Genomic DNA, 20,763 nt, shown 5'->3' on the forward strand with positions numbered 1-20,763 from the left:
GGTCACTCTCCCTTGGCGGCGTTCATGGCGGCAGCGCCGGCCATCACGGAAATCACGATGTTCTGGTAGCCGGTGCAGCGGCAGATATTGCCTTCGAGGCCGTGACGGACGTCGGCCTCGGTCAAATTTGGCTTCTCGACAGCCAGCGCTACCGCCGTCATCAGCATGCCCGGCGTACAGAAGCCGCATTGCAGGCCGTGATGCTCGCGAAACGCCTCCTGCATCGGATGCATCAGGTTCGAGCCCGGCGCGCCTTGCAGGCCTTCGATGGTCAGCAGCGTCGCGCCGTCGAGCGCCGGCGCCAGCAGCGTGCAGCTCTTCACCGGCAGGCCGTCGAGATGCACCACGCAGGCGCCGCACTGGCTGGTGTCGCAGCCGATATGGGTGCCGGTCAGGCTGAGCTGCTCGCGCAGCAGCTCGGCGACGAGCGTCGCCGGTTCGACATCCATGGTGGTGGGACGGCCGTTGAGTGTAAAGGATATCTGCACGGTCATGCTCCTGTGCGCGACGGGTCTTCAGGCGAGTGGCAACGCGCTGCCGGTGGCCCATGTGGCCATCACGACATCGCCTACGGCGAAGGGATCTGCGAAGAAGGTCTTCTCCGGCACGTAGGCGACGAACTCGTCGTCCGGCACCGTGTCGAGCATGACCTTGACGAAATAGCCCTGGTATTCGATCGCGAGCACGCGGCTCGGCAGCGAGGTTGTGCACCCCGGGGGCAAGTCTCTGCCGGGCCGGACCAGCGCGACGTCGTCGCGGCGCACCGCGATATCGACCTTGTCGCCGACACTGACGGCCGAGCGTGGCCGCAACGGCACCTCGATGCCTTCGGGCGCCGCCTGCGCGAGCGTGAAGCTCGCGCCGTTGACCTTCTCGACGCGGCCCGACAACACGTTCTGGCCGCCCATGAACTCGGCGACATAGCGATCGTGCGGATGCGCGTAGACGTCGCGCGCCGGACCCGCCTGCTTGATCCTGCCCTGCTCCATCACGACGACGAGGTCGGCCAGCGCAATCGCCTCGAGCTGGGTATGGGTGACATGGATGAAGGTGATGCCGAGCTCCTGCTGCATCCGCCGCAGCTCCTGGCGCATCTGGACGCGGAGCTGCTCGTCGAGCGCGGACAGCGGCTCGTCGAGCAGCAGCACGCGCGGCTCGGTGATCGCGGCCCGCGCCAGCGCCACACGCTGCTGCTGCCCACCGGAAAGCTGAGCGGGCAAACGGTCGGCGAACTGCGTCAGCCTGACCTTCTCAATCATGGCATCCGCTGCGCGCAGCCGATCGGACTTGGACTGGCCGCGCACGCGAAGTGCAAAGGCGATGTTCTCCCGCACGGTCAGATGCGGGAACAGCGCGTAAGACTGAAACATCATCGCGGTGCGCCGTTGCACCGGCGCAAGACCAACGACGTTCTGGCCGCCGATCACGATCTCGCCGGCGGTCGGGTCGTCATGGCCTGCGATCATGCGAAGGATCGTGGTCTTGCCACAGCCGGACGGGCCGATGAAGCAGCAATAGGCACCGTCCGCGATCTTCAGATTGACGCCGTCGACCACGTAGGTCGCGCCGTCAAAGCTCTTGCAGACGCCCGCCAGTTCGATATCGCCGCGATCGCTCTTCATTCCTAACCCTTTGTCGCGCTGCCGCGCCTTTTCTGGATCAGCACGATGGTGCCGAGGCTCGCACCGATGACGACGAAGGAGACGATGGTGGTCACCGTGCCGAGCGCGTAGAGCGAGGGCGAGGTGACGTTCAGCGTCATGCTCCAGATTTCCAGCGGCAGCGTGTTCAGCGAGCCTGCCGTCTGCAGGCTGCGTGCAAACTCGTCGTAGGACAGCGTGAAGCCGAACAGCGCAACCGCGACGAGACCGGGCGCCAGCACCGGGATCATCACCAGCCGGATCGACTGCCAACGGCTGGCGCCGAGATCGTACGCCGCCTCCTCCCAGACGTGGTTGAAGCGCGACATCACCGCGAACATCACGAGCACGCCGAACGGCAACGTCCAGGACAGCTGCGCGCCCAGTGCCGACGTGTACCAGCTCGCATTCAGCCCAAGCGCCTGGAACAAAAGTCCCGTCCCGAGACCGAGCACGAGGCCGGGCGCGACCAGGCTGCCGATCATCATGTAGAAAACAAAGGTGTCGCCGCGAAATCGCTTGCGAAAGCCGAGGCCGGCGAAGAACGAGACCACCACAGTGATGACGGTGACGATGACCGCAAGCTTGATCGAGCGGTCGAAAGATCCCTTGACGTCGCCGGTCCGCACCTGCGTGAAGAGGTCGACGAACCAGTGCAGCGAATGCCCCTTCATCGGGAATACAAGTCCGCCGCGGATGTCCTGGAACGACAGGATGTAGATGCAGAACATCGGGCCGTAGAGCGCGATCACGTAGAAGGCGAACAGAGCCGCCAGCACGTAGAACGTCCAGGGCCGGCCGCCCTTGCTCGGCGCGATCGCTTTGGTCGTCGCGGGCGCCACCGTCTTCGACACGTCGGACTTTGGCATGTCGGCGAGAACCGCGCTCATCGCGTGATCTCCTGCCGGATATCCACGGTGCGGAGGATCAGCGAGACGATCGCGACCAGCACCAGGGTCAGCAGCACGGCACTGGCCGCCGCGGTCGGATATTGCAGCACGCCGACGTCCTCGTAGAAGGCGCTGACCACCGACGCCGAGCCGCCGCCGGACATCACCTTGACCACGAAGAAGTCGCCCATCACGATCGAGACCACGAAGATGGTGCCGAGCGCGATCCCGCTCTTGGACATCGGCACCACGATCAGGCGCATGATGTCGAAACGGCTGGCGCCGGCGTCGATCGCGGCCTCGATCAGCTTCTTGTCGATCCGCGCCATGGAATTGAAGATCGGCACGATCATGAAGATCGTGAGCTGATGGACATAGGCGATGACCACCGCGAGATCGGAGAACAGCAACACCTCGAGCGGCTGACGGATCACGCCCATTCCAAGCAGCGCCTGATTGATCAGGCCTTCCTTGCCCAGGAGCGGAATCCAGGAAATCATCCGGATGATGTTCGAGGTCCAGAACGGCACCGTGCACAAGAGAAACAGGCCGATCGCGAGCAACTGGTTGCGGACGTGGAACACCAGGAAGTAAGCGACGAAGAAGCCGATGATCAACGTGAAGATCCAGGTCAGTACCGTGAACTTGATCGTCGCCAGATACAGCTTCAGCGTCAGCGCCGAATGCAGGACCTCGACATAGCTTGCCAGCGTGAAGCCCGGCGTCAGCCCGCCAAAGCCGTCGGTGGCGAAGAAGCTCGCCGCCAGCACCACCAGGATCGGCGCCACGAAGAACGGCACGAGCACCAGGACCAGCGGCGCGACATAGAGCCAGCCGGCGAGATTTGCGCGTGGCGGAGTTTGACTGGACTGCATAGCGGCAAACGCCTCGAAGTCGGTCTTCTCGCACCGGCGCGTGACGGCGCCGGTGCATCGCTTCAGGTCATAGAAAGCAGGTTTCAGGCCACCTTGAAGTCGTTCCAGCGCTTGTTCATGTACGCCGCTTCGTCCATCAGCGTGTTCCAGCAGGAGATGTTCTTGACGCGATCGAGGAACGAGCCGCCGTCACGCTTGGTGCCGGCCTTCTCCATCGGCACGCCGTAGGGATCGTTGACCACCTCCGGCGCCGGCTGCCCCTCGTACCAGAACGCCCATTCGGCCGGGGTCAGGAACTTCTTCGCGGTCGAGGGCACCGGGCTGTAATAGCCGTAGCGCGCGACGAAGCCGCCCTGCCAGCCGGACAGGTACCAGTTGAGATATTCGTAGGCCGCATCGAGCTTCTTGCCGGAGAGATGCTTCATCAGGCCCATGCCGTTGCACCAGCCCCGATAGCCTTCCTTGCCGTTCTTGACGTTGACCGGCGCGTAGACGCAAGGAATCTCCTTCACGCGCACCGCCGCGACCGCCGGCGACCACATCGACTGGATCACCACTTCCCCCGCAGCCATGAGCTGTACCGACTGGTCGAAGGTAGTCCAGGTCGCACGGAACTGGCCCTGCTTCTTCAGCTCGATCAGCTTGTTGCAGGTGAAGTCGATCTCCTCCTTGGTCATGTTGCCCTTGTTGCCGTATTTGATCAGACCGGCACTTTCGAAGCAGAGCGCGGCGTCCATGATGCCGATCGCGGGCACGTCGAGGATCGCGGCCTTGCCCTTGAACTTGGGATCGATCAGGTCCTTCCACTCGGTCACCTCGTGGCCGACGAGGTCGGGACGATAGCCGATGGAATCGGCGTTATAGACTTGCGGCAGGAAGGTCGCCCACTCGGTGACACCGTCGTGCAGATCGGTGGAATCGGGCTTGGCGATGTACATGGCCTCATAGGGTGAGATGCCCTGGCGCGGGATCTTGTGGCCGTCGATCTCGCCCTTGGTGAAGATCGGCAGGATGTTGTCGAACTCCTTGACCTTCTTGACCTGAATGCCCTGGATCACGCCGCGCTTGGCGGCGAGCTTGGCCTGCCAGCCTTCGAGGTCGGCGATGTCGACCGTATTAGGCTGGCTTATGAAGCGGTTGATGGCGGCGGAGGTATCGAGGTTTTGCATCGTCACCTTGAAGCCGAGATCCTTGGCGGCCTGATCGCCGATCGCCTTCACCACCGAATAGGAGACGCCGACGTGGCGGAGCTCGATGTCCTTGATCTCCTGCGCCCAGATGGTCGGGAAGCCGCGGATCGCGTCCGAGCCGATGGCCGCGCCTGCGACCGCTGCGGCACTCTTCAACAGCCTGCGGCGGCTCAATTTTCTTACTTCCGCCGGCTCCGTTCCGGCCTGGTTGGCACCAACATTCCCCTTGTCCCTGTCAAGCATGGCAACCCCCGTTGGTTACGATGAGCGGCCGCAACGATCTTCAGCGATCCCTGCGGATGTGATCAATTGCGCTTGAGGCTATTGACGGGATTTCGCGAAGTAAAATTGGAAGTAAATATTCGCGACATAAGCGCGCCTAATGGCTCAACTCTCTGCATTTCATTCCGGCACGCAGCTTACGAAGGCGGCAGGCAGGTAAACCGCGTCGAGCCAGATTCGGCTGTCATCTCGCGGCGCGCGAGTGACCGCCGCCGCCAGCGACGCCCTCGCATCGATCGGCAGATACCTCGACTTCTACAACGGTCGGCGCCCGCATTCGAGCCTTGACGGCAACACGCCTGATCAAGCCTACTTCAACCCACTGCCACTCCGCTTGGCAGCCTAACCTTGGCAGAGGCTCCACTTATCGACGCGGAAAATCTGTTCAGACAATCGGGACCACCTCTACCGTGATGCGTCGACAGGAACAGTGATCGCCTCGATCGAAATTCCGGCCCAAGTAATCGAAGGGGCGGTTCTCGAAGATGCTTCCGTGGAAATCACTTTTGTGGAGGCATTTTTAACTAGCCAAAACCTTCACAAACAAGAGGCGACGGAAGGAAAACTCAGAACATTGCTCGGACGTCTTCATAAGTCTGTTGAAGCGGTTGAGCGCACGATCCACTTCCTTGGCGTCAAGGCCGAATAGGGCCACAGAATTGATGCCTAGGATTCTACGCCTATCGGTTCGCCGCTTCTTTTCTTGTTTCCCTTCCGGAATTCTGCGTCACTGTCAAGATATGCCTCGAGCATGAAGGGTACCAACTCAGCTACTTCCTCCTTGTTGCCGTAGGTCTCCGCATAGAACGCCGCATACTCACGCAGCTTCTGCGCTAAGCCTGACGTCAGCACTACGTTGATCTTCACCGGTTTCCGATCGAGCAGCTTCGCGAATTTCATTTCTCACCTGCCCTTAGCCGCCGTCTGAACGTCCTGATATGGCTTCAGTACAAGATCCTTCGAAGCATTCAACGGCTGCGTCGCGACCGCATTCTGCGCCGGCCTCGCCTATTGCGGTTTCGAGGTCGTCGACGTTGCCCGCAGCCTCGACGAACGCAGCATCACCGGCCTCGAATTCCCGATGTGGATCTACTATTCGGCGATCCTGACCGGCGCCGTGCTGATGCTGCTGCGCTACGTCATCAAGCTCTACCACCTCGTCTTCCGCTTCGATCCCGCCACCATGGTCATCGCCGTTCTCGATCACTGAGCGGACGACGAAGCTTGCGAGGTTGCCTGCGGCCAATTTGAAATCGTCAACCAACTGCCGCGGCCCGGCCCGGGATGCGGCCAGTTCCAGCGAGAACCGACGCGATGTGGACCCTCTGTTCCTGCTGATGTTCCTCGGGCTGCTCTGCGCCGGAATACCGATCTTCCTGGTACTCGGCCTCTGCGCAGCGGTTCTGTTCGGCTTCAGCGGCCAGCCCGTGGTTGCGATCGCACAGAAGATCGCCGACGAGATGAACTCGAGCACCCTGATGGCCCTGCCGCTGTTCGTCATGGCGGCTGCCTTCATGCGTCGCGGCGGCGTCGCAAAGGCCCTGGTTGACGTCGTGGTGCCAAGCGCTGGTTCTGGGCCACCTTCCGCAGGGTCGCGACCAGCATCTCCGGCTTGGCCTCCTTGGTGAGAACGAGGCAGGAGCCGGGCGCTGCCAAGCCTGGTGGCTCGCTAACGCCAGCCGCGTCTGCGAAGAGAACCACCCGGGTGCCTTGGCCCGCGGTTCTTGCCAGAGCAAGAAGGCCGGGCACACCGATATTAGGCATCGCAGCATCTACCAGCGCGACGTCCGGAACAAGAAGCCGCATTGCCTCGCTGCAGCTTGCTGCATCTCCGCAAGAGGCCAGGATCGTAAGATCACTCCGCGCGGAAAGGACGCTGCGCATCACTTGCAAGACGATCGGGTGCCGATCCGCGATGACAATTCTGATGCGGCGCATGTTTCCTCAGCCCGAGAATCAAAACCTGCACGGCGCCGGTTTATTCCGGCGATGTCCCTACTGAAACGGCTGACGCACCTTAACCATAAAACCAATACACAATGTCAAAGCTTGGCACCTGCTGCGGCCCTATCAGCCGCGGCAGTGTAACTTGCTTTGGAAATGCATGCAGCACCTCATGAATGCGGGCCTCGCTGGAGAGCGGGACCACGAATTCCTCCGACATTGACAATTTTAAATAGTTGTGTCAAAAAATTTTGGCAGAGATGTATTAGGATCGAAATTCATCTTATCATCCCCTCGATTATTGCCGAGGATATAAAGTTACAATCGCAATTTAAATCTAACGCTCAGCGAAGTTTCGCTGAAGCTCGCTGAGGAGCGTGACTCTTCTCGATCGTGGGATTTCAACGGAGGTGGCCAATAGAAGCATCGCAATCCACAAAGGCTTCTGTTTCAATTATGGGACCGTTGAACGCTGATCGGCGAAGCAGATCGGCATCTACACCGTCCGACGTAGTTTTTTGCCAAGCGGTCAAAAGTGATCTTCGGTAACGATTAGGTGGTCACATGTATTCTGCGGCTGTTTTGCGTCAAAATCATCAAGCGCTCATCATTCAATTCACTGAATTGCAGAACTTGCGTAGTCGTGTGTTTAGGGCCGAGCAGCGGTTGCTTGCACCCAGGCGACGAGCCCGCGGACGGAGGGTGCCTGGGGGGCGCCCCCTCGCTCGAAGGCACGGGCCCAGCCGGTAAGTCCCACCACCACGTTCCGGCGCAGGCGCGCGATTGGATCGAGCTTGCCGGACCCCGGTTTGACCTGATAATCCCCACTCCGGTTTCGATTCGGAGCTAGTTGGGCGGCTTTCATGGAGAACGAGGACTGGGCATCCGTGTCCACAGCTGAGCTGTGGCAACTCTACGATGAGGTCACGACCGTTCTTGGTCGCAGGATGACCGCGGAAAAGGCCAAGCTCGAAGAGCGACTTCGCAGGATTGAGGGGACGGCCGCTCCGACCCAGAACGAGGCACGTCCGCGCCGCCCCTACCCCCCAGTGCTGCCGAAATACCAGAACCCGAGGGATCCATCCGAAACTTGGTCCGGTCGCGGCAAGCAGCCCCGATGGCTGAAAGCCCAGCTTCGAGCAGGCAAGAAGCTGAATGATCTCCTAATCGACCGCCCATCTCGACAAAAGCGCCGCTGAACCGGCTGAACATCCGACCATATCGTTAGGGCGGCGGCGGTGTTCAGGGCTGGCAGGCGGCACGGCCGTTACGCGCGCGCCGTGACGATGCTTTTTGCAGCGCCGGACTTTCTCAGCGCGGTTCGGGCCGCACGCCCTAGCTAGCGCCGCCTTCGCCCTTGCGGGTCTCGCCGGCAAGCTATTGCGCTTTGGCGCGATCGCCCAGTGCGTGAGCGGACCAAATCCAATGCCAGCCTCCCGACCGCGATCCGGCAAGTCCATCAAGTCAGCGGCGGACGCTACGGCAGTCTCCCGCGTCCATGCCGTCTTGCGCAGCCAGGGACGTGGCGCAAGCCGTGGCCGGATCGAACGGCTGATGCAACGGCATGGCATTCGGGCGATCATGGCGCCGCCTCGTCGGGTCCGCACCACCTACAACCGCCACAATCTGCCGATCGTGTCAATCGGCTTGCAAATTTGCCCCCTCATCGGCGTCCAATTTTGACCCCTTCGCGCGGCGCGGTTTGACGGTAGCGCTCGTCTCGTCGGAGCTGGCCGGGATAGCGGAGGCGAGACGAGCGCGGGTGGAGTGATCGTCGTCTCGGCTCTTGAGCCGCCAGCTATCGTTGCCGGTCTCGACAATGTCGCAGTGATGGGTCAATCGGTCGAGCAGCGCGGTGGTCATCTTGGCGTCGCCGAACACGCTAGGCCATTCGCCGAAGGCGAGATTGGTGGTCACGATGACGGAGGCGCGCTCATAGAGCCGGCTGACGAGGTGGAAGAGAAGCTGGCCACCGGACTGAGCGAAGGGCAAATAGCCGAGTTCATCCAGCACGATGAAGTCCATCCGGGTCAGATGCTCGGCGAGCCGTCCTTGCCGTCCGTTGCGGGTCTCGGTCTTTAGGCGATTGACGAGGTCGACTACGTTGAAGAAGCGGCCGCGGGCACCGGATCGGATGCAGCTTCTGGCGATGGCAATGGCCAGGTGGGTCTTGCCTGTGCCGGTGCCGCCAACCAGCACGACGTTGCGTTGTTGGGCGATGAAGCCGCCGCCAGCGAGATCATTGACGAGAGTCTGATTGATCGGCGTGCCTGTCGAACTGGAAGTCGGCGATGTCCTTGGCAAGCGGCAGCTTGGCGATGGTGAGCTGGTATTTGATCGACCTGGCTTGCTTCTCGTTGATCTCGGCGTTGAGCAGGTCGCCCACAATGCGCTGAGGTTCGTGCTGGCGCTTGACGGCCTTTGCCTGCGCGGCGGCGATCAGGGTGAGACTCCAGCGACAATCAGGATGAGACTGCGCCGATGGGGGCGGACCGAAGGGAGGGCGTAGCCCGACCGGAGGACCGTCCCCATCGGCGTCTCGCGTGGATAGGCCCGCACGAACAGCATGCGGCTGTGGCAGAGGCGGACATGGGCGACCTTCACCATCACCGTTGTGCCGCTCAGCAGGACCACCTCGTGGCTCCAGTCGAATTGGTAGGCTTCGCCGGGGGCAAAGCTTAGTGGGACATAAGCGGCCGCGGTCAATTGCCCGCGTTCTTTGCTCCACCGCCTTGCGTAACGCCGCACGGCATCGTAACCGCCGTCGTAGCCGCCCCCGCGCAGCTCTTCGAATATCCGGATCAGCGTTAGCTGTTCACGAGCCGGTTTGGTCGCGTTCGCCGCCAGCAGCCTATCGAGCTCCGATGCCCACCGCCCCAGCTTTGGTCGTGGCTGCACCTGCCGCTCGTACTCGAAGGAGGTCTCTCCGGACCTCAGCACCTTCCGGACCGTGTTCCGCGACACCTTCAGGTCGCGGGCGATCTCCTTGATCGTCTTGCCCTTGATGAAGTGCTCGCGCCGAATCCGCGCAATCGTCTCCACGATCAGCATCCCCGACCACCTGCTTCATTCCAAAGCAGGCAGCGCAACAGCCCAGACTTAGGGGGTCAATTTTGCATGCCGAATAACACCGATCGCACCGAACCTGATCGCGCGCGACTTCACGGCTTCCGCCCCGAACCGGGCCTGGCTCGCCGACATCGCCGACATTCCGACCGCGGAGGGCTGGCTGTATCTGGCGGCCGTCATGGATCTATTCAGCCGAAAGATTGCCGGCTGGGCCATGCAAGACCATATGCAGGTCGAACTCGCATCGGCGGCGCTGGCGATAGCCGTCAACCAGCAACGCCCGCAGCCCAGATTGATCCATCATTCCGACCGCTGTGTGCAGGGCGGATTCAAGCGGTCGTCGCAACACCAAATTGTTTTTCACTCAAGGCAGTAGTTCGTCAAGCGCTTCTGCCGGCGTTTTCCAGCCCAGCGTCTTTCTCGGTCTGGCATTGAGGGCCGCTGCTACAGCGGATATCTCGTCGGCGCTGTGGACGCTCAAGTCTGTGCCTTTCGGGAAGTACTGCCGCAGCAGCCCGTTGGTGTTCTCGTTAGTGCCGCGCTGCCAAGGGCTTTGCGGGTCGCAGAAGTAGACCTGGATGCCTGCATCGATCTTGAGGCGATCGTGCTGAGCCATTTCGGCTCCTTGATCCCAAGTCAGCGAGCGACGCAGTTCTTCGGGCAAGGTGATGACGGTGCGCGTGATCGCGTCGCGCACGGCTTCGGCTCCGTGTCCCGCGAGCGCAGGTCCGTTCTTCACGCGCGGAGCTTCGCCATGCCCCACCAATCGGGGAAGGTGCAATAGCATCGTGAAGCGCGTCGTGCGCTCGACCAGCGTGCCGATTGCCGAGCTGCCAAGACCGAGGATGAGGTCTCCCTCCCAATGTCCCGGCACTGCTCGATCGGCAGCTTCAGCAGGGCGCTCACTAATCATGATCTCCGGCGAGACAAAGCCCTTGCCTCGCGTGCGTACGCGCGCCCTGGGCATCCGCAATACACGCCCGGTTCTCAAGCAGGCCGTCAGCTCGCTGCGCAGCGCCCCACGGCCCTGAACGAAGAGAGCTTGATAGATAGCTTCGTGGCTGATGCGCATCGTCTTGTCGTCCGGGAAGTCGATCGGCAAGCGTCGGGCAATCTGCTCAGGACTCCAGGCTTTGGCCCATCGTCGATCCTTTCGACGGCCATGTCGGCGACCGTTCCACGGAACGGCCGGACCAGGAACATGCGCCCCGCTCGGGGCTACGACGCCGCCGGCAAGTCTCTCCTCCACATAAAGGCGCAAGGTTGCATTGAGCGCAAGCTTGGTCGACTTGGGGCGGCGGGCAGATCGATCCGCATGCCATTGGGCAGTTGTTGCCCGATACTCCAACCCGCCGCCGCGGGTGGCCGCGTTCCGCCGCAGTTCACGGGAGACCGTCGAAGCATCCCGCCCCAAGCGGCGCCCTATCTCCCGTGTAGAATGGCCCTGCACCCTGAGGAGGGCGATTTCCTCGCGCTCAGCCAATGACCAATGAAAGGTAGCGCCCGGAGAGAGGCTTGGCCGAAGATCTGAACATCGCTGGTGGCATGCCCCCTGCCTTTCGGAACAGTCTGCTTCCGACAGGTTGCGATAGTCCGGCCGCAAGCGCAGCATCTTCGCTGCTTTGCCCTGAAGCAATCGCCTTCCAAAATCTATCCTGTTCATCGCGTCCAGCCGCAGACGGCCGGCCTGGCGATGGCAACGGCGCCCGTCCTGACCGGGCCGAACGTCGGCTCAAAACTTTCATCGCAACCTCCAACTTCTTGGTGTTGCGACGACCGCTTGAATCCGCCCAGCTCACACGCTTATCGCAGTTCTCACCTGCCGGCATCGTCGCATCGATGAGCCGCAAGGCCGATTGCAACGACAACCTCGCTGCCTTGAACTTGAACTCGCGACTGAACTTTCCTCTCTGCATGACCTATCTGCAGCGTGATGATTCTAAGTGCTAATTTGATTATTTCGAACAAACTGTTGCACGATGGCTTGCAACCAATCTGTACCGGCACTAATCGCATCGTCAGAAAGGGTCCGCAGCCATTCCACATGGCTCATGGAGCTTGGCTCTATTGCCAACGGACATGCAATTAAGGGGAGTTGCATGGCAGGCAGAGTGCTGACTCCAAGAAATTGAGCAAGCCTGAACCACCGCTCCGACATACTGCTATCGATGAGATGGATCGCTGCATCCATCGCCATCCCCAAATGAGACTGTCTCTGCTCGCCAGTTAAGCGTGCTTTCCGTACCGCAACATACCAAGCGCGAAGGGCCGCTAGTTGGCCGACGTATTCTAGGTTTCGTTCGACTCTTGGGCCAGAGAGTCCTCTTGCTTCGAAGGTCCAAGGAGCGTCGATTCCGCGCAGCGTTTCGGCATGGATTCGTCTGGCTCCAACGTCCGAACGTATGACCTGTCCGGCAACAGTGAAGGTGCCGTAGCCTATGCGGTTAGGGCCGACCATCCCACTGATGCCACCTATAAAGATTCGCTCCTGCCTGAGAAAGACTCCTTGAGGAACGTCTCCAATCAGCGAGGGAGTTGCTTTGTCGCCGGCTTCTCCCCACGGGGTGAAATTGAAATGAATGAACCCGCTACCGATTTCCGTGTGATTGGACCTTGAGCGCCCCCCTGAAATGAAGCAGTCGCAGCAATTAATGAGCGAACCCAGCGTTACGAAGCTCGTCAGGATCGTGTGCTTAAGGCCGACCGCATGAGCAGTCGAAGCCTCCTCTTCAAGGAGAGTACCCCCGCGAACGTGCCCGCTCGAGCCTATTCTAGCTTTCGAAAGAAGCACCGAGTCGGTGACAAATCCGCTGGCGATTTCCGCGTCTTCTCCAACGATCGAGTTTACAACGGTTGCCGGTCCCTCGGTCCCCAGCTTTGCGCCAGGAGCAACAACGGTTCCATACCCTAGCAAGCGGGTCCCCGGAAAAAGTACAGATCCCGGAAAAATGCGATTCAGTTGGACTTCATCGTCGATGAATATTTGGCGGGGATCAACGAGATCTACGCCCTTCTCAGCAAGGCGCTCAAGTCTGTCGACAAGCGAAAGCTTCTTCATTTGTAGCGCATCTGACTTGTTAAAAATAGACCTCGGATCCCTTAGGATTGCGAACGATGGATCCTGCCGCGACTTTGTCGGATGAAGCCACAATCGAGCCCGGGCAGATTATAGCCCCAAGACCCAATCTAGCTCCGTCGCCGACGAATGCCACCAGATCTGGCGTTTCAGCTGCTGCATCTCCCACGAGACACCCCGCTCTGACCAATACGTCGGACCCGAGAACGCAGTTCTGCACAACGGAGTTCTCGCAAAGAGTACAGCGGTTCATGACTATGCTATCAGAAACGAATGACCCGGCTCGAAGCTGTGATCCTGTCCCAATGAATGACCTGCCAAGAATTCTCGCCCCACATTCAATGACGCAGTCCGGGCCAACTATCAGAGGGCCGCTTAGAACGGCCCCCGATTTGACGTGACTATTCCGACCCAAGTAGACGAGCCCTGACACAATGGCCTGGTCTTCGATGGTCCCTTCGATCTGCTGCCGACCGAGCTTGGCGTAGAGCTGATCCCGAGAGGAAAATAGATCTTCGAGCGTCGCAAACTTCGATAGCCATTTCTCGAATTCGTCGTCCATGGGAGAGTGAAACAAGTCACTAGGTCGCATTGGTGTCTCCCAGTTCTCGCGCCAAGGCTCGCACGTCCGATCCTAAGCGTCTCAACCATGATTTGCCAGGCAATAGATAACCAGAAGGGCTTCGGAGGACGATCTGGAGCGCCTGATGTCGCGACAGGGCCTCCACAAGCCGTCACAGAGCCGCAGACCGCTCCAGAACTGAATGGAAAGCCCTCGAGGGGTGTCCTGAACCGCCCTCCTGTGTTACTGGCAAGGAAAGGATGATTCGCATTTGGCTCGCGCGGTCAGGATTATGCACCTTTGCCGTTGATCGTCGCCCATAGCTGGTGACTGCTCGGCATTTGCACGCGAAGCCAGCGATAGGGGATTTCCGACCAGGGCTTGATCTCCAGGGCGAGATTGTCGAGCACGAGATCGCCGCTCAGGGTGCGGACGAGCAGCACCAGATGATGCCGTCCGGAACCAACGATGACCTCGCTCAGTAGCAGGGCCCGCGCCGGCCAGCCACGCCGAAGGAGTTCGTGACGTTTGCTTACGGCGTAGTCATTGCAGTCCCCGCGATCGGGATTGATCCTCCACGCCTCGTCGGCCAGGCCGTGGTCGTTGGGCAACGGCACAATGGCCAGATTGACCATGCGATTGACATCCAAGAGTTCCAACCACCGCTCGCCCGTCAGCCGGACCGGACCGCCCCGGAAGCCTCGCCGCGGCCGGCATTCGGCCTCATAGCGCTGGCAGAACATCGTGTACGTCAGAGGCGGAAGCGTGGGCCGTCCGAGTTTGATGCGGCCTGGTGCAGCTTGAGGAGTCGTGGGCATCGCCAGGCGCCCTGCGCCCGCCCATGAGGCACCTCCGGCCATCATGGCGACCGCTACAACCAAGATGGAGCAGGAGACTCGATACATCTGCCGATCCCCTTGCGGCAACACTGAGGCTCGGATCCAGCCGCAGCGAAGCTATGGCCAGAGCCGTGCGATTAACCGTCTTCTCTTATTTAATTATATTATTTTTTATAGAATTATCAACCAAAAATAACGATGCGACTAATTAATCCAGGACCAAAGGACCCGGCCTGCCAGTGGACAAGCAAGATCAACTACACGGCGGCTGCCATTCCGGGAGCGCTGCCACTCTCGCGCGGCCCTGCCGTCCGTCGTCGGCAGGAGCGTTCGTGTCGCGAGCATCGCGCTGCGATCGGCCGGGCTCCAACTTCGTCCCCACGGTCCAGCTGCACGCCAGGCGAATGGATGCACCGAGTGGACGCATCTCCTGCACAGGGGATCGCCGCACTGGTCCGCGGTCATGCGCCCAATTCTGTGCGCAGGGCGGAGATGCGAGTCGAATCGCCAGCACCATTGCTTCTCGCGCAGGGCAAACGCCTGACCGACGCCTGCGATGGAGCCTACGAGCGGGATTCAATCCGAACGCTCGGATTGGACATTCAGGGCTATTGTGCCGCGGCTCGGTCGCGTTGAGGCCGCCGATCGAACTCGGCCATCGAGCCCGGCTGGCCATCACGACGGCTGCGGCTTTTCCATCGCCTCCGGCATGTTACCGGGGGCCTCTTGATCGGTGGGTAATGCGCTCGCGACGGCCGCAGGGCGTGCGCGGCTGATCTCCCAGGGCCACAAATCTACTGGTTCGCCTGCTCCCGAAGTGGAGATCTTTGCACGTAGGGCGGGGGCAAGCCGCTCCAAAATCAGGTGCCGCTCCAAACGGATCTCGCGCTCGAGGGCGTCCGAATAGATCGAGAGCGCGTGGATCGTCTCACGAGGGATTCTGCAGGACACGCGCCCAAACGGGGTCGCTGCCCCAACCACGATGGCCTTGCCATCCCATTCGATTTCGCCGACGAACTCGATGTCTTCAACGGAATTCAGTGCCATATTTAAATTCCAGCTCCGACAACCTACTTGCCATAAATTTACAATATTAAAAACCACAATTAAATAAGATACAAGCGCAATTCACTTCGGAGATTCAGCGAACCGCACTTCGATCTCGTCAAAATCAACCGCTTCAGGCTCCCGCAATGATCCCGCACTCTATTTTTGGCGGGATGACGCCGCGTCACCAGCCATAAGAGCCGGATTGTCACCGTCCAACACGAAGGCGACTTTGCAGCGAATTCCCCCCGGCAGCGCCAAACGCGGGTTCGGCAAGGCAAGACGCACCCCGAACGTTCCGCTGGCAGCGTCGAGTACACTGTCGACAATTGCGACAGAGGCGACATAGACGCCCCCGATGGGCGGCTCCGGTCGCACCTTGGCTCTGCTGCCGGTATGGATCTGACCAAAATATGCGGTGGGCACGAACACTTCGACCCTCAGCGGATCAATCTGTGCGAGCGTGAGGACCGGGCTCTGGTCATTTCGATATTCACCCGGAACGAGAAGCCGCTCGACCACCACGCCGTCGACCGGGCTACGCAGCTCGCGTTGATTCAAAACCTCTTCGGCGTGCGCGACCTCCAGACGAGCGAGCTCCTTGTTGAGCCGCGCCTCCTTGAGCTGCTGTTCGGCAACCTGCACCTCCGCTTCGGCTTCCTGGAGTGACGCGAGAGGACTGACGGACCTTTCATGAAGCTCTTTCAGACGCTCGTGTTTCTGGCGTAGGAACTGCGCGCGGGCTTCGGCCGACTTCACCGGGGCATCATTGGTCGCGCGAGCCCGCGCGAGCGCCAGCGTTGCGGCCTCGACTCCATCTTCGATCTTGCCAATGACCTGGCCCTGCCGAACGATATCACCGCGATCAACATCAAGGCGCGCGATCGTACCGACCGCCGGGCTCGCCAGCTTGACGGTTTGTTGCGGCTCGATCACGCAATTGAATTCCCGCTCCCCCGCCGAGATTTCCGGGGTCTCTGCCCTCGCAGCGGAACCGGCAAGCAAGATCCCCACCGGCAGGGACAAGCACAACACGATGTAGTTCATCCGCTGCACTCGGCGGACAATTCCCTCAATTGGGCGCATCATGCGAGTTCCCATCGAATTCCGCTTCCGCCCCATTGTATATAATATCAATTGGATTTAATAATCTTAAAGTGACATAACTCAAAAATAATATCGTCCAATGGATTGGCGCAGGATGGCAGCCCCCTCCCGCAGCACCACCACGACATTGGTCGGCACTTCTTCTGGACGGCACATGTCTGAGCCCGACTTGACAGCAAGCGGGGGCTCCGCCCCACAATTGCGGCGGATGCCCGCAGATGCCACGACGTCGCCGCACTGGCAGGGATTGCTGAATGCGGAGAACGAAGCGACATTTGTTGCGGCCTGGCTGGCGCTGCAATGCAGCCGTATTGCCGGCGTGTCAGCGGGCCTGTTGCTCATGCGCCGGGTTGATTCAGCTGCGCCGTTACTATCGGTAACGTGGCCACCTCGGGATATCGACGCCAGCGATCTCATGCGCCTGGCCGAGACCGCCTACGCAGAGCGCCGCCTGGTCGTTGCTCCCGGTCGCGTCGGTCCTGATTCACGGCCCGCGCAACCTGTGGTCCTGATAGTTGCTCTGCCGCTGGGCACTACGAACGAGCCGATTGCGGCTGTGGCCATCGCATTGACGACGACGGCCGCCAGGCCCCTGGTCACTCCGGCCATCGTCGCTGAGCAATTGCGCTGGGGCGCGGGCTGGCTCGAGTCATTGCCCTGGGCCAGGCGCACCAAGGATCTCTCCTCTGACGTAACGCGAGCCGCATCGTGCCTCGACCTCCTCGCCACGGTGAACGCGCAGCCGCGGCTGAGCGGCATGGCAATCGCGGTCGTCAATGAGCTGGCAACCCGCCTGCGGTGCGAGCGCGCGTCGCTGGGTATCGTCGGCCGAATTGGCACAATCAGCCTGCGCGCAGTTTCGTTCTCGGCCAGCTTCAAACGCGAGAGCCGCCTCGTCAATGCGATCGAGAGCGCAATGGAAGAAGCGATCGAGCAGCGTGGATGCGTCGCTTATCCACCATTGCCGAGGATGGGGCGCGTCGTGGCCGTCGCCCATCGGGCGTTGGCGGAGGAAGCAAAGGCGCCCGGCTCGTCGACGATGTCAGCCATACTGGTCGGGCCCCATGGAGAACCGACCGGCGCTCTCACCTTGGAACGTCACCGCGCCGATCCCTTTACGGACGACGCGCTGAAGTTGGTGGAAGGGATCGCGGCGCTGCTGGGACCTCAGATCGGATTGCAGCTGCGTGCGAACCGGCTCCTGGGCGGGCGTGCGGTTGACGGTATTGGCGACGGATGCGCGGCATTGTTCGGCCCACGGCGGCCGACCCTCAAGCTCTGCATCGGCAGTGTCATGGTGCTTGCGCTGACCTTAGTCTTTGCGAAGGGCGAACACCGCGTCACCGCGAAATCGGTGCTTGAGGCCGAAGTGCAGCGCGCAGCTGTGGCTCCGTTCGACGGATTCGTTCGAGCGGCCCCGGCTCGGGCTGGCGACACGGTGCGGCAGGGCGATCTTCTCGCCCTGCTCGACGACCGGGACCTCGTTCTCGATCGGTTGAAGTGGCGAGCCGAACTCGACAAGCTACTTCAGCGCGATCGCGAGGCGCTCGCCAAGCACAATCGCAATGGCCTCGTGGTACTGGAACCGCAGATCCGGCAGGCGGAGGCCCAGTTGGCTCTTGCGGAGGACAAGCTCGCGCGCACCCGGATACTCGCTCCGTTCGACGGTGTCGTCGTCTCCGGCGACCTGAGCCAGATGCTCGGCTCTCCCGTGGAGAAGGGAAAGACGCTGTTCGAAGTGGCGCCACTCAATTCCTATCGCTTGATCATTCAAGTCGACGAACGTGACGTTCGCTTCGTGGCGGTCGGACAAAGCGGAACCGTCGCATTCGCAGGCAGGCCCGGCGAACCGGCGCCGATGACCCTGACCAAGATCACGCCGGTTACGCTCGCCGAGGAAGGACGCAATGCTTTTCGAATTGAGGCCCGCCTCTCGGAACCAGGCCCTGCATTGCGCCCCGGAATGGAAGGCGTTGCAAAGATCAACTCCGGACGACGCTCGCTTGCGTGGATCTGGATGCATCCTGTCATCGATTGGCTGCGCCTTGCCGCGTGGAAGTACCTGCCGTGAGAGGGGCAACATGACCGCAGCCCCGTTTCTAAGCTCATCCTGGTATCGCGTCGCGCAACGCAGGCCGAAGCTTCGCGACCACACCTCGGTCTACCGACATCGGTATCGGGGTTGCACTTGGTATGTCGTGCAGGATCACGCGACCGGCCGCATGCACCGCTTGTCGCGCGCCGGCTACATGATCGTGGCCGCGATGGACGGCGCGCGAACGGTTGACCAGATCTGGCACGAGGCCGGAACCACTCTCGCGGAGGACACCCCGAGCCAGAGCGATGTCATCCAGTTGTTGGCCGAACTCAGCGCTTACGACCTGCTACAAACCGAAGTGACTCCGGATCCAAGCGCGCTGGTCGCACGTGCTTCGAAAGCCAAACGATCCAGGTGGCTCGGCAACGTGCTCTACCCGCTGGCCCTGCGGATTCCGCTCTGGCATCCGGTCAGGTTTTTCGAGCGTACCCGGCCACTTGCAGAATGGTTATTCGGCTTGCCGGGTGCCGTGCTGTGGCTGCTGGTGGTGTTGCCGGCGCCTCTATTTGCGGCCCAACACTGGCAGGAACTAACGGCCGACGCCTCCGACCGAATCCTGGCCACCGATAACCTTCTTTTGCTCGCGCTGGTGTATCTCCTGCTCAAGGCCTTGCATGAATTTGGGCACGGATTTGCGGTCACTGCGTTCGGGGGAACGGTACCCGAATTCGGAGTAATGATCCTGGTGTTCGCCCCGCTGCCCTATGTTGACGCCTCTGCGGCATCGGCATTCCGCAGCAAGTGGAGGCGCGCTCTTGTCGGCGCGGCCGGAATGATCGTCGAAGTGTTCTTCGCTGCGCTCGCGCTTTACGTATGGCTCACCGTGGAGGCTGGACTTGTCCGTGCGCTCGCATTCGACGCACTGGCCGTTGCCGGCGTCTCGACCCTGCTCTACAATGGTAATCCACTCCTGCGTTATGATGGCTACTACATTCTCGCGGACCTGCTGGAGATCCCGAACCTGGCGCAGCGCGCTACCCGGTATTGGGGCTACCTAGTCAATCGTCACGCGTTTCGCGCCGATGAACCGGGGGAATTCGTGGCCACGACCGGCGAACGAACTTGGCTCCTTCTCTACGCACCGGTCGCTTTCCTCTACCGACAGGTCGTGATGCTCGCGATCGCCGTGTTCGTTGCCTCGCAGTATCTCGCCCTCGGCGTCTCGATCGCAGTCTGGAGTCTGCTGACAGGTGTTGCGCTGCCGATCGGCAAGGCACTGTGGTTCGTGCTCGCGAGCCCGAGGCTTCATCGCAATCGCGCCCGCGCAGTAACAGCGACCTTCGGCATGATCCTGGCCGCCGCGGTGATGGTTTTCCTGGTTCCGGCCCCTTCTTACAGCACGACGGAAGGCGTCGTCTGGTTGCCGGAGAACGCTATCGTGCGCGCGAGAACCGATGGCTTCGCGCGCGCACTTCTGGTCCGTCCGGGCGTGCACGTCACAGCCGGGGAAGCGCTCGTCGAAAGCGAAGAATCGACACTCAAGGCCCAGCTTGCAATTCTTCGCGCACGGGTCGCCGAGCTCGAGACGAGGCTTGCCATCGAGCGCTTTACCGACCGGGCGAGCGCAGAGATCACCACGACGGAATTGGGACAAGCACGCGCCGAGCTCGCGACCGCAACCGATCGCGCCGCACGCCTCATCGTGCAGAGCCGCAGCGAGGGCACCTTCTCCGTTATGGAACCACAAGATCTGCCAGGACGCTTCCTGCGCGAAGGGCAACAAATCGGCTACGTACTTGCTCCCGGTTCACGAGTCGTGCGCGCAACAATCCGTCAGGACGACATCGACCTCGTTCGCCATCGGCTGCAGAGCGCCGAAGTCAAACTGGCAGAGCGCCCTGATGAGACGCTGCCAGTAGAGTCTATTCGCGAAATACCGTCAGGCCGTGACGTTCTCCCCAGCAGGGCTTTGGGGGGCTCCGGCGGCGGCGCCTTCACTGTCGACCCCAGCGATCCCGAGGGGCTGAAGACGCTGCAGCGCGTCTTTCAAATTGATCTGCTACTGCCCGAGAATGCACCGGCAGCCACCGCGTTCGGCGGTCGCGCCTACGTCCGCTTCAACTTCAATTGGGAGCCGCCGGGTCAGCAGATCTGGCGTCGTCTCCGACAATTGCTGCTGTCTCAGTTGCAGGTCTGAGAGCTCA

Annotated in this window: 17 protein-coding genes and 6 pseudogenes; 8 read left to right on the plus strand and 15 right to left on the minus strand. The window is 61.2% G+C overall.

Annotation, left to right across the window (positions count from 1 at the left end):
* Positions 1 to 2: 2 nt before the first annotated feature.
* The 5 genes from XH96_RS24570 to XH96_RS24590 form a co-directional block, all read right to left on the minus strand.
* Complete coding sequence (locus XH96_RS24570; protein WP_194388038.1) at positions 3 to 494, minus strand: (2Fe-2S)-binding protein; 492 nt, start codon at positions 492 to 494, stop codon at positions 3 to 5.
* Between the two features lie 21 nt (positions 495 to 515).
* Positions 516 to 1,622, minus strand: coding sequence for an ABC transporter ATP-binding protein (locus XH96_RS24575; protein WP_194388039.1), 1,107 nt, complete (start codon positions 1,620 to 1,622; stop codon positions 516 to 518).
* A gap of 2 nt (positions 1,623 to 1,624) precedes the next feature.
* On the minus strand, positions 1,625 to 2,530 hold the full coding sequence (locus tag XH96_RS24580; RefSeq protein WP_194388040.1) for an ABC transporter permease: 906 nt from the start codon (positions 2,528 to 2,530) through the stop codon (positions 1,625 to 1,627).
* A complete protein-coding gene (locus XH96_RS24585; RefSeq protein ID WP_194388041.1) occupies positions 2,527 to 3,405 on the minus strand; it encodes an ABC transporter permease in 879 nt (292 codons plus the stop codon). Before XH96_RS24585 ends, XH96_RS24580 begins: the two co-directional genes overlap by 4 nt.
* An 83-nt stretch (positions 3,406 to 3,488) precedes the next feature.
* Positions 3,489 to 4,838: a PotD/PotF family extracellular solute-binding protein gene (locus XH96_RS24590; RefSeq protein WP_194388042.1), complete on the minus strand. Its 1,350-nt coding sequence runs from the start codon at positions 4,836 to 4,838 to the stop codon at positions 3,489 to 3,491.
* Positions 4,839 to 5,091: 253 nt separating this feature from the next.
* Between XH96_RS24590 and XH96_RS24595 the strand changes: the two are divergent.
* A pseudogene (locus XH96_RS24595) lies at positions 5,092 to 5,223 on the plus strand (IS3 family transposase); the annotation flags it as partial.
* Between the two features lie 84 nt (positions 5,224 to 5,307).
* Positions 5,308 to 5,526 (plus strand): hypothetical protein, encoded by a 219-nt coding sequence (locus tag XH96_RS24600; protein ID WP_194388043.1) that lies wholly within the window; start codon positions 5,308 to 5,310, stop codon positions 5,524 to 5,526.
* A 17-nt stretch (positions 5,527 to 5,543) separates the two neighbouring features.
* On the opposite strand, the gene XH96_RS24605 is transcribed toward XH96_RS24600, so the two are convergent.
* Positions 5,544 to 5,777, minus strand: coding sequence for a DUF2274 domain-containing protein (locus XH96_RS24605; RefSeq protein WP_194388044.1), 234 nt, complete (start codon positions 5,775 to 5,777; stop codon positions 5,544 to 5,546).
* Positions 5,778 to 5,889: 112 nt separating this feature from the next.
* Between XH96_RS24605 and XH96_RS24610 the strand changes: the two are divergent.
* Together XH96_RS24610 and XH96_RS24615 are read left to right on the plus strand one after the other, a co-directional pair.
* Positions 5,890 to 6,087, plus strand: a pseudogene (locus XH96_RS24610) (hypothetical protein); the annotation flags it as partial.
* 106 nt (positions 6,088 to 6,193) lie between these two features.
* Positions 6,194 to 6,505 carry a TRAP transporter large permease subunit gene (locus tag XH96_RS24615; RefSeq protein WP_246789729.1) on the plus strand — a complete coding sequence of 104 codons (312 nt, stop codon included), beginning with the start codon at positions 6,194 to 6,196 and terminating at the stop codon, positions 6,503 to 6,505.
* Here the strand turns inward: XH96_RS24615 and XH96_RS24620 are convergent.
* Positions 6,390 to 6,815: a response regulator gene (locus XH96_RS24620; protein ID WP_194388045.1), complete on the minus strand. Its 426-nt coding sequence runs from the start codon at positions 6,813 to 6,815 to the stop codon at positions 6,390 to 6,392. The genes XH96_RS24615 and XH96_RS24620 overlap by 116 nt on opposite strands.
* A gap of 869 nt (positions 6,816 to 7,684) precedes the next feature.
* On the opposite strand from XH96_RS24620, the gene XH96_RS24625 reads away from it, so the two are divergent.
* Entirely contained in the window at positions 7,685 to 8,020 is a 336-nt protein-coding gene (locus XH96_RS24625; RefSeq protein WP_124158613.1) for an H-NS family nucleoid-associated regulatory protein, read from the plus strand.
* 439 nt (positions 8,021 to 8,459) lie between these two features.
* Here the strand turns inward: XH96_RS24625 and istB are convergent.
* A pseudogene (gene istB / locus XH96_RS24630) lies at positions 8,460 to 9,264 on the minus strand (IS21-like element helper ATPase IstB).
* 92 nt (positions 9,265 to 9,356) lie between these two features.
* Positions 9,357 to 9,872, minus strand: a pseudogene (locus tag XH96_RS24635) (IS21 family transposase); the annotation flags it as partial.
* Between the two features lie 79 nt (positions 9,873 to 9,951).
* On the opposite strand from XH96_RS24635, the pseudogene XH96_RS24640 reads away from it, so the two are divergent.
* Positions 9,952 to 10,203: pseudogene (locus tag XH96_RS24640) on the plus strand (DDE-type integrase/transposase/recombinase); the annotation flags it as partial.
* A gap of 16 nt (positions 10,204 to 10,219) precedes the next feature.
* On the opposite strand, the pseudogene XH96_RS24645 reads toward XH96_RS24640, so the two are convergent.
* From XH96_RS24645 to XH96_RS24670, 6 genes and pseudogenes are all read right to left on the minus strand, one after another.
* A pseudogene (locus XH96_RS24645) lies at positions 10,220 to 11,635 on the minus strand (IS30 family transposase).
* 194 nt (positions 11,636 to 11,829) lie between these two features.
* Positions 11,830 to 12,948, minus strand: coding sequence for a UDP-N-acetylglucosamine pyrophosphorylase (locus XH96_RS24650; RefSeq protein WP_194388046.1), 1,119 nt, complete (start codon positions 12,946 to 12,948; stop codon positions 11,830 to 11,832).
* A gap of 19 nt (positions 12,949 to 12,967) precedes the next feature.
* Positions 12,968 to 13,528, minus strand: coding sequence for a hypothetical protein (locus tag XH96_RS24655; RefSeq protein WP_194388047.1), 561 nt, complete (start codon positions 13,526 to 13,528; stop codon positions 12,968 to 12,970).
* A 290-nt stretch (positions 13,529 to 13,818) separates the two neighbouring features.
* Positions 13,819 to 14,433 carry a transglutaminase-like cysteine peptidase gene (locus XH96_RS24660; RefSeq protein ID WP_194388048.1) on the minus strand — a complete coding sequence of 205 codons (615 nt, stop codon included), beginning with the start codon at positions 14,431 to 14,433 and terminating at the stop codon, positions 13,819 to 13,821.
* A gap of 609 nt (positions 14,434 to 15,042) precedes the next feature.
* Entirely contained in the window at positions 15,043 to 15,414 is a 372-nt protein-coding gene (locus tag XH96_RS24665) for a hypothetical protein (RefSeq protein ID WP_194388049.1), read from the minus strand.
* 159 nt (positions 15,415 to 15,573) lie between these two features.
* Complete coding sequence (locus tag XH96_RS24670) at positions 15,574 to 16,461, minus strand: efflux RND transporter periplasmic adaptor subunit (RefSeq protein ID WP_194388050.1); 888 nt, start codon at positions 16,459 to 16,461, stop codon at positions 15,574 to 15,576.
* A 214-nt stretch (positions 16,462 to 16,675) separates the two neighbouring features.
* Here XH96_RS24670 and XH96_RS24675 point away from each other — a divergent pair, with 214 nt between their 5' ends.
* The gene (locus XH96_RS24675; RefSeq protein WP_194388051.1) at positions 16,676 to 18,592 is read left to right on the plus strand and encodes an HlyD family efflux transporter periplasmic adaptor subunit; all 1,917 of its coding nucleotides are present in this window, start codon (positions 16,676 to 16,678) and stop codon (positions 18,590 to 18,592) included.
* Between the two features lie 10 nt (positions 18,593 to 18,602).
* Entirely contained in the window at positions 18,603 to 20,756 is a 2,154-nt protein-coding gene (locus XH96_RS24680) for a peptidase M50 (protein ID WP_194388052.1), read from the plus strand.
* Positions 20,757 to 20,763 lie beyond the last annotated feature (7 nt).

Origin of the sequence: Bradyrhizobium sp. CCBAU 51765, assembly GCF_015291725.1 — a bacterium.
GTDB lineage: Bacteria > Pseudomonadota > Alphaproteobacteria > Rhizobiales > Xanthobacteraceae > Bradyrhizobium > Bradyrhizobium liaoningense.

Excerpts from the sequence above, each read along its gene's own strand:
- XH96_RS24570 (WP_194388038.1), bottom strand. The coding sequence starts at position 494 with ATGACCGTGCAGATATCCTTTACACTCAACGGCCGTCCCACCACCATG.
- XH96_RS24575 (WP_194388039.1), bottom strand. The coding sequence starts at position 1,622 with ATGAAGAGCGATCGCGGCGATATCGAACTGGCGGGCGTCTGCAAGAGC.
- XH96_RS24580 (WP_194388040.1), bottom strand. The coding sequence starts at position 2,530 with ATGAGCGCGGTTCTCGCCGACATGCCAAAGTCCGACGTGTCGAAGACG.
- XH96_RS24585 (WP_194388041.1), bottom strand. The coding sequence starts at position 3,405 with ATGCAGTCCAGTCAAACTCCGCCACGCGCAAATCTCGCCGGCTGGCTC.
- XH96_RS24590 (WP_194388042.1), bottom strand. The coding sequence starts at position 4,838 with ATGCTTGACAGGGACAAGGGGAATGTTGGTGCCAACCAGGCCGGAACG.
- XH96_RS24605 (WP_194388044.1), bottom strand. The coding sequence starts at position 5,777 with ATGAAATTCGCGAAGCTGCTCGATCGGAAACCGGTGAAGATCAACGTA.
- XH96_RS24620 (WP_194388045.1), bottom strand. The coding sequence starts at position 6,815 with ATGCGCCGCATCAGAATTGTCATCGCGGATCGGCACCCGATCGTCTTG.
- XH96_RS24625 (WP_124158613.1), top strand. The coding sequence starts at position 7,685 with ATGGAGAACGAGGACTGGGCATCCGTGTCCACAGCTGAGCTGTGGCAA.
- XH96_RS24650 (WP_194388046.1), bottom strand. The coding sequence starts at position 12,948 with ATGAAGAAGCTTTCGCTTGTCGACAGACTTGAGCGCCTTGCTGAGAAG.
- XH96_RS24655 (WP_194388047.1), bottom strand. The coding sequence starts at position 13,528 with ATGGACGACGAATTCGAGAAATGGCTATCGAAGTTTGCGACGCTCGAA.
- XH96_RS24660 (WP_194388048.1), bottom strand. The coding sequence starts at position 14,433 with ATGTATCGAGTCTCCTGCTCCATCTTGGTTGTAGCGGTCGCCATGATG.
- XH96_RS24665 (WP_194388049.1), bottom strand. The coding sequence starts at position 15,414 with ATGGCACTGAATTCCGTTGAAGACATCGAGTTCGTCGGCGAAATCGAA.
- XH96_RS24670 (WP_194388050.1), bottom strand. The coding sequence starts at position 16,461 with ATGAACTACATCGTGTTGTGCTTGTCCCTGCCGGTGGGGATCTTGCTT.
- XH96_RS24675 (WP_194388051.1), top strand. The coding sequence starts at position 16,676 with ATGTCTGAGCCCGACTTGACAGCAAGCGGGGGCTCCGCCCCACAATTG.
- XH96_RS24680 (WP_194388052.1), top strand. The coding sequence starts at position 18,603 with ATGACCGCAGCCCCGTTTCTAAGCTCATCCTGGTATCGCGTCGCGCAA.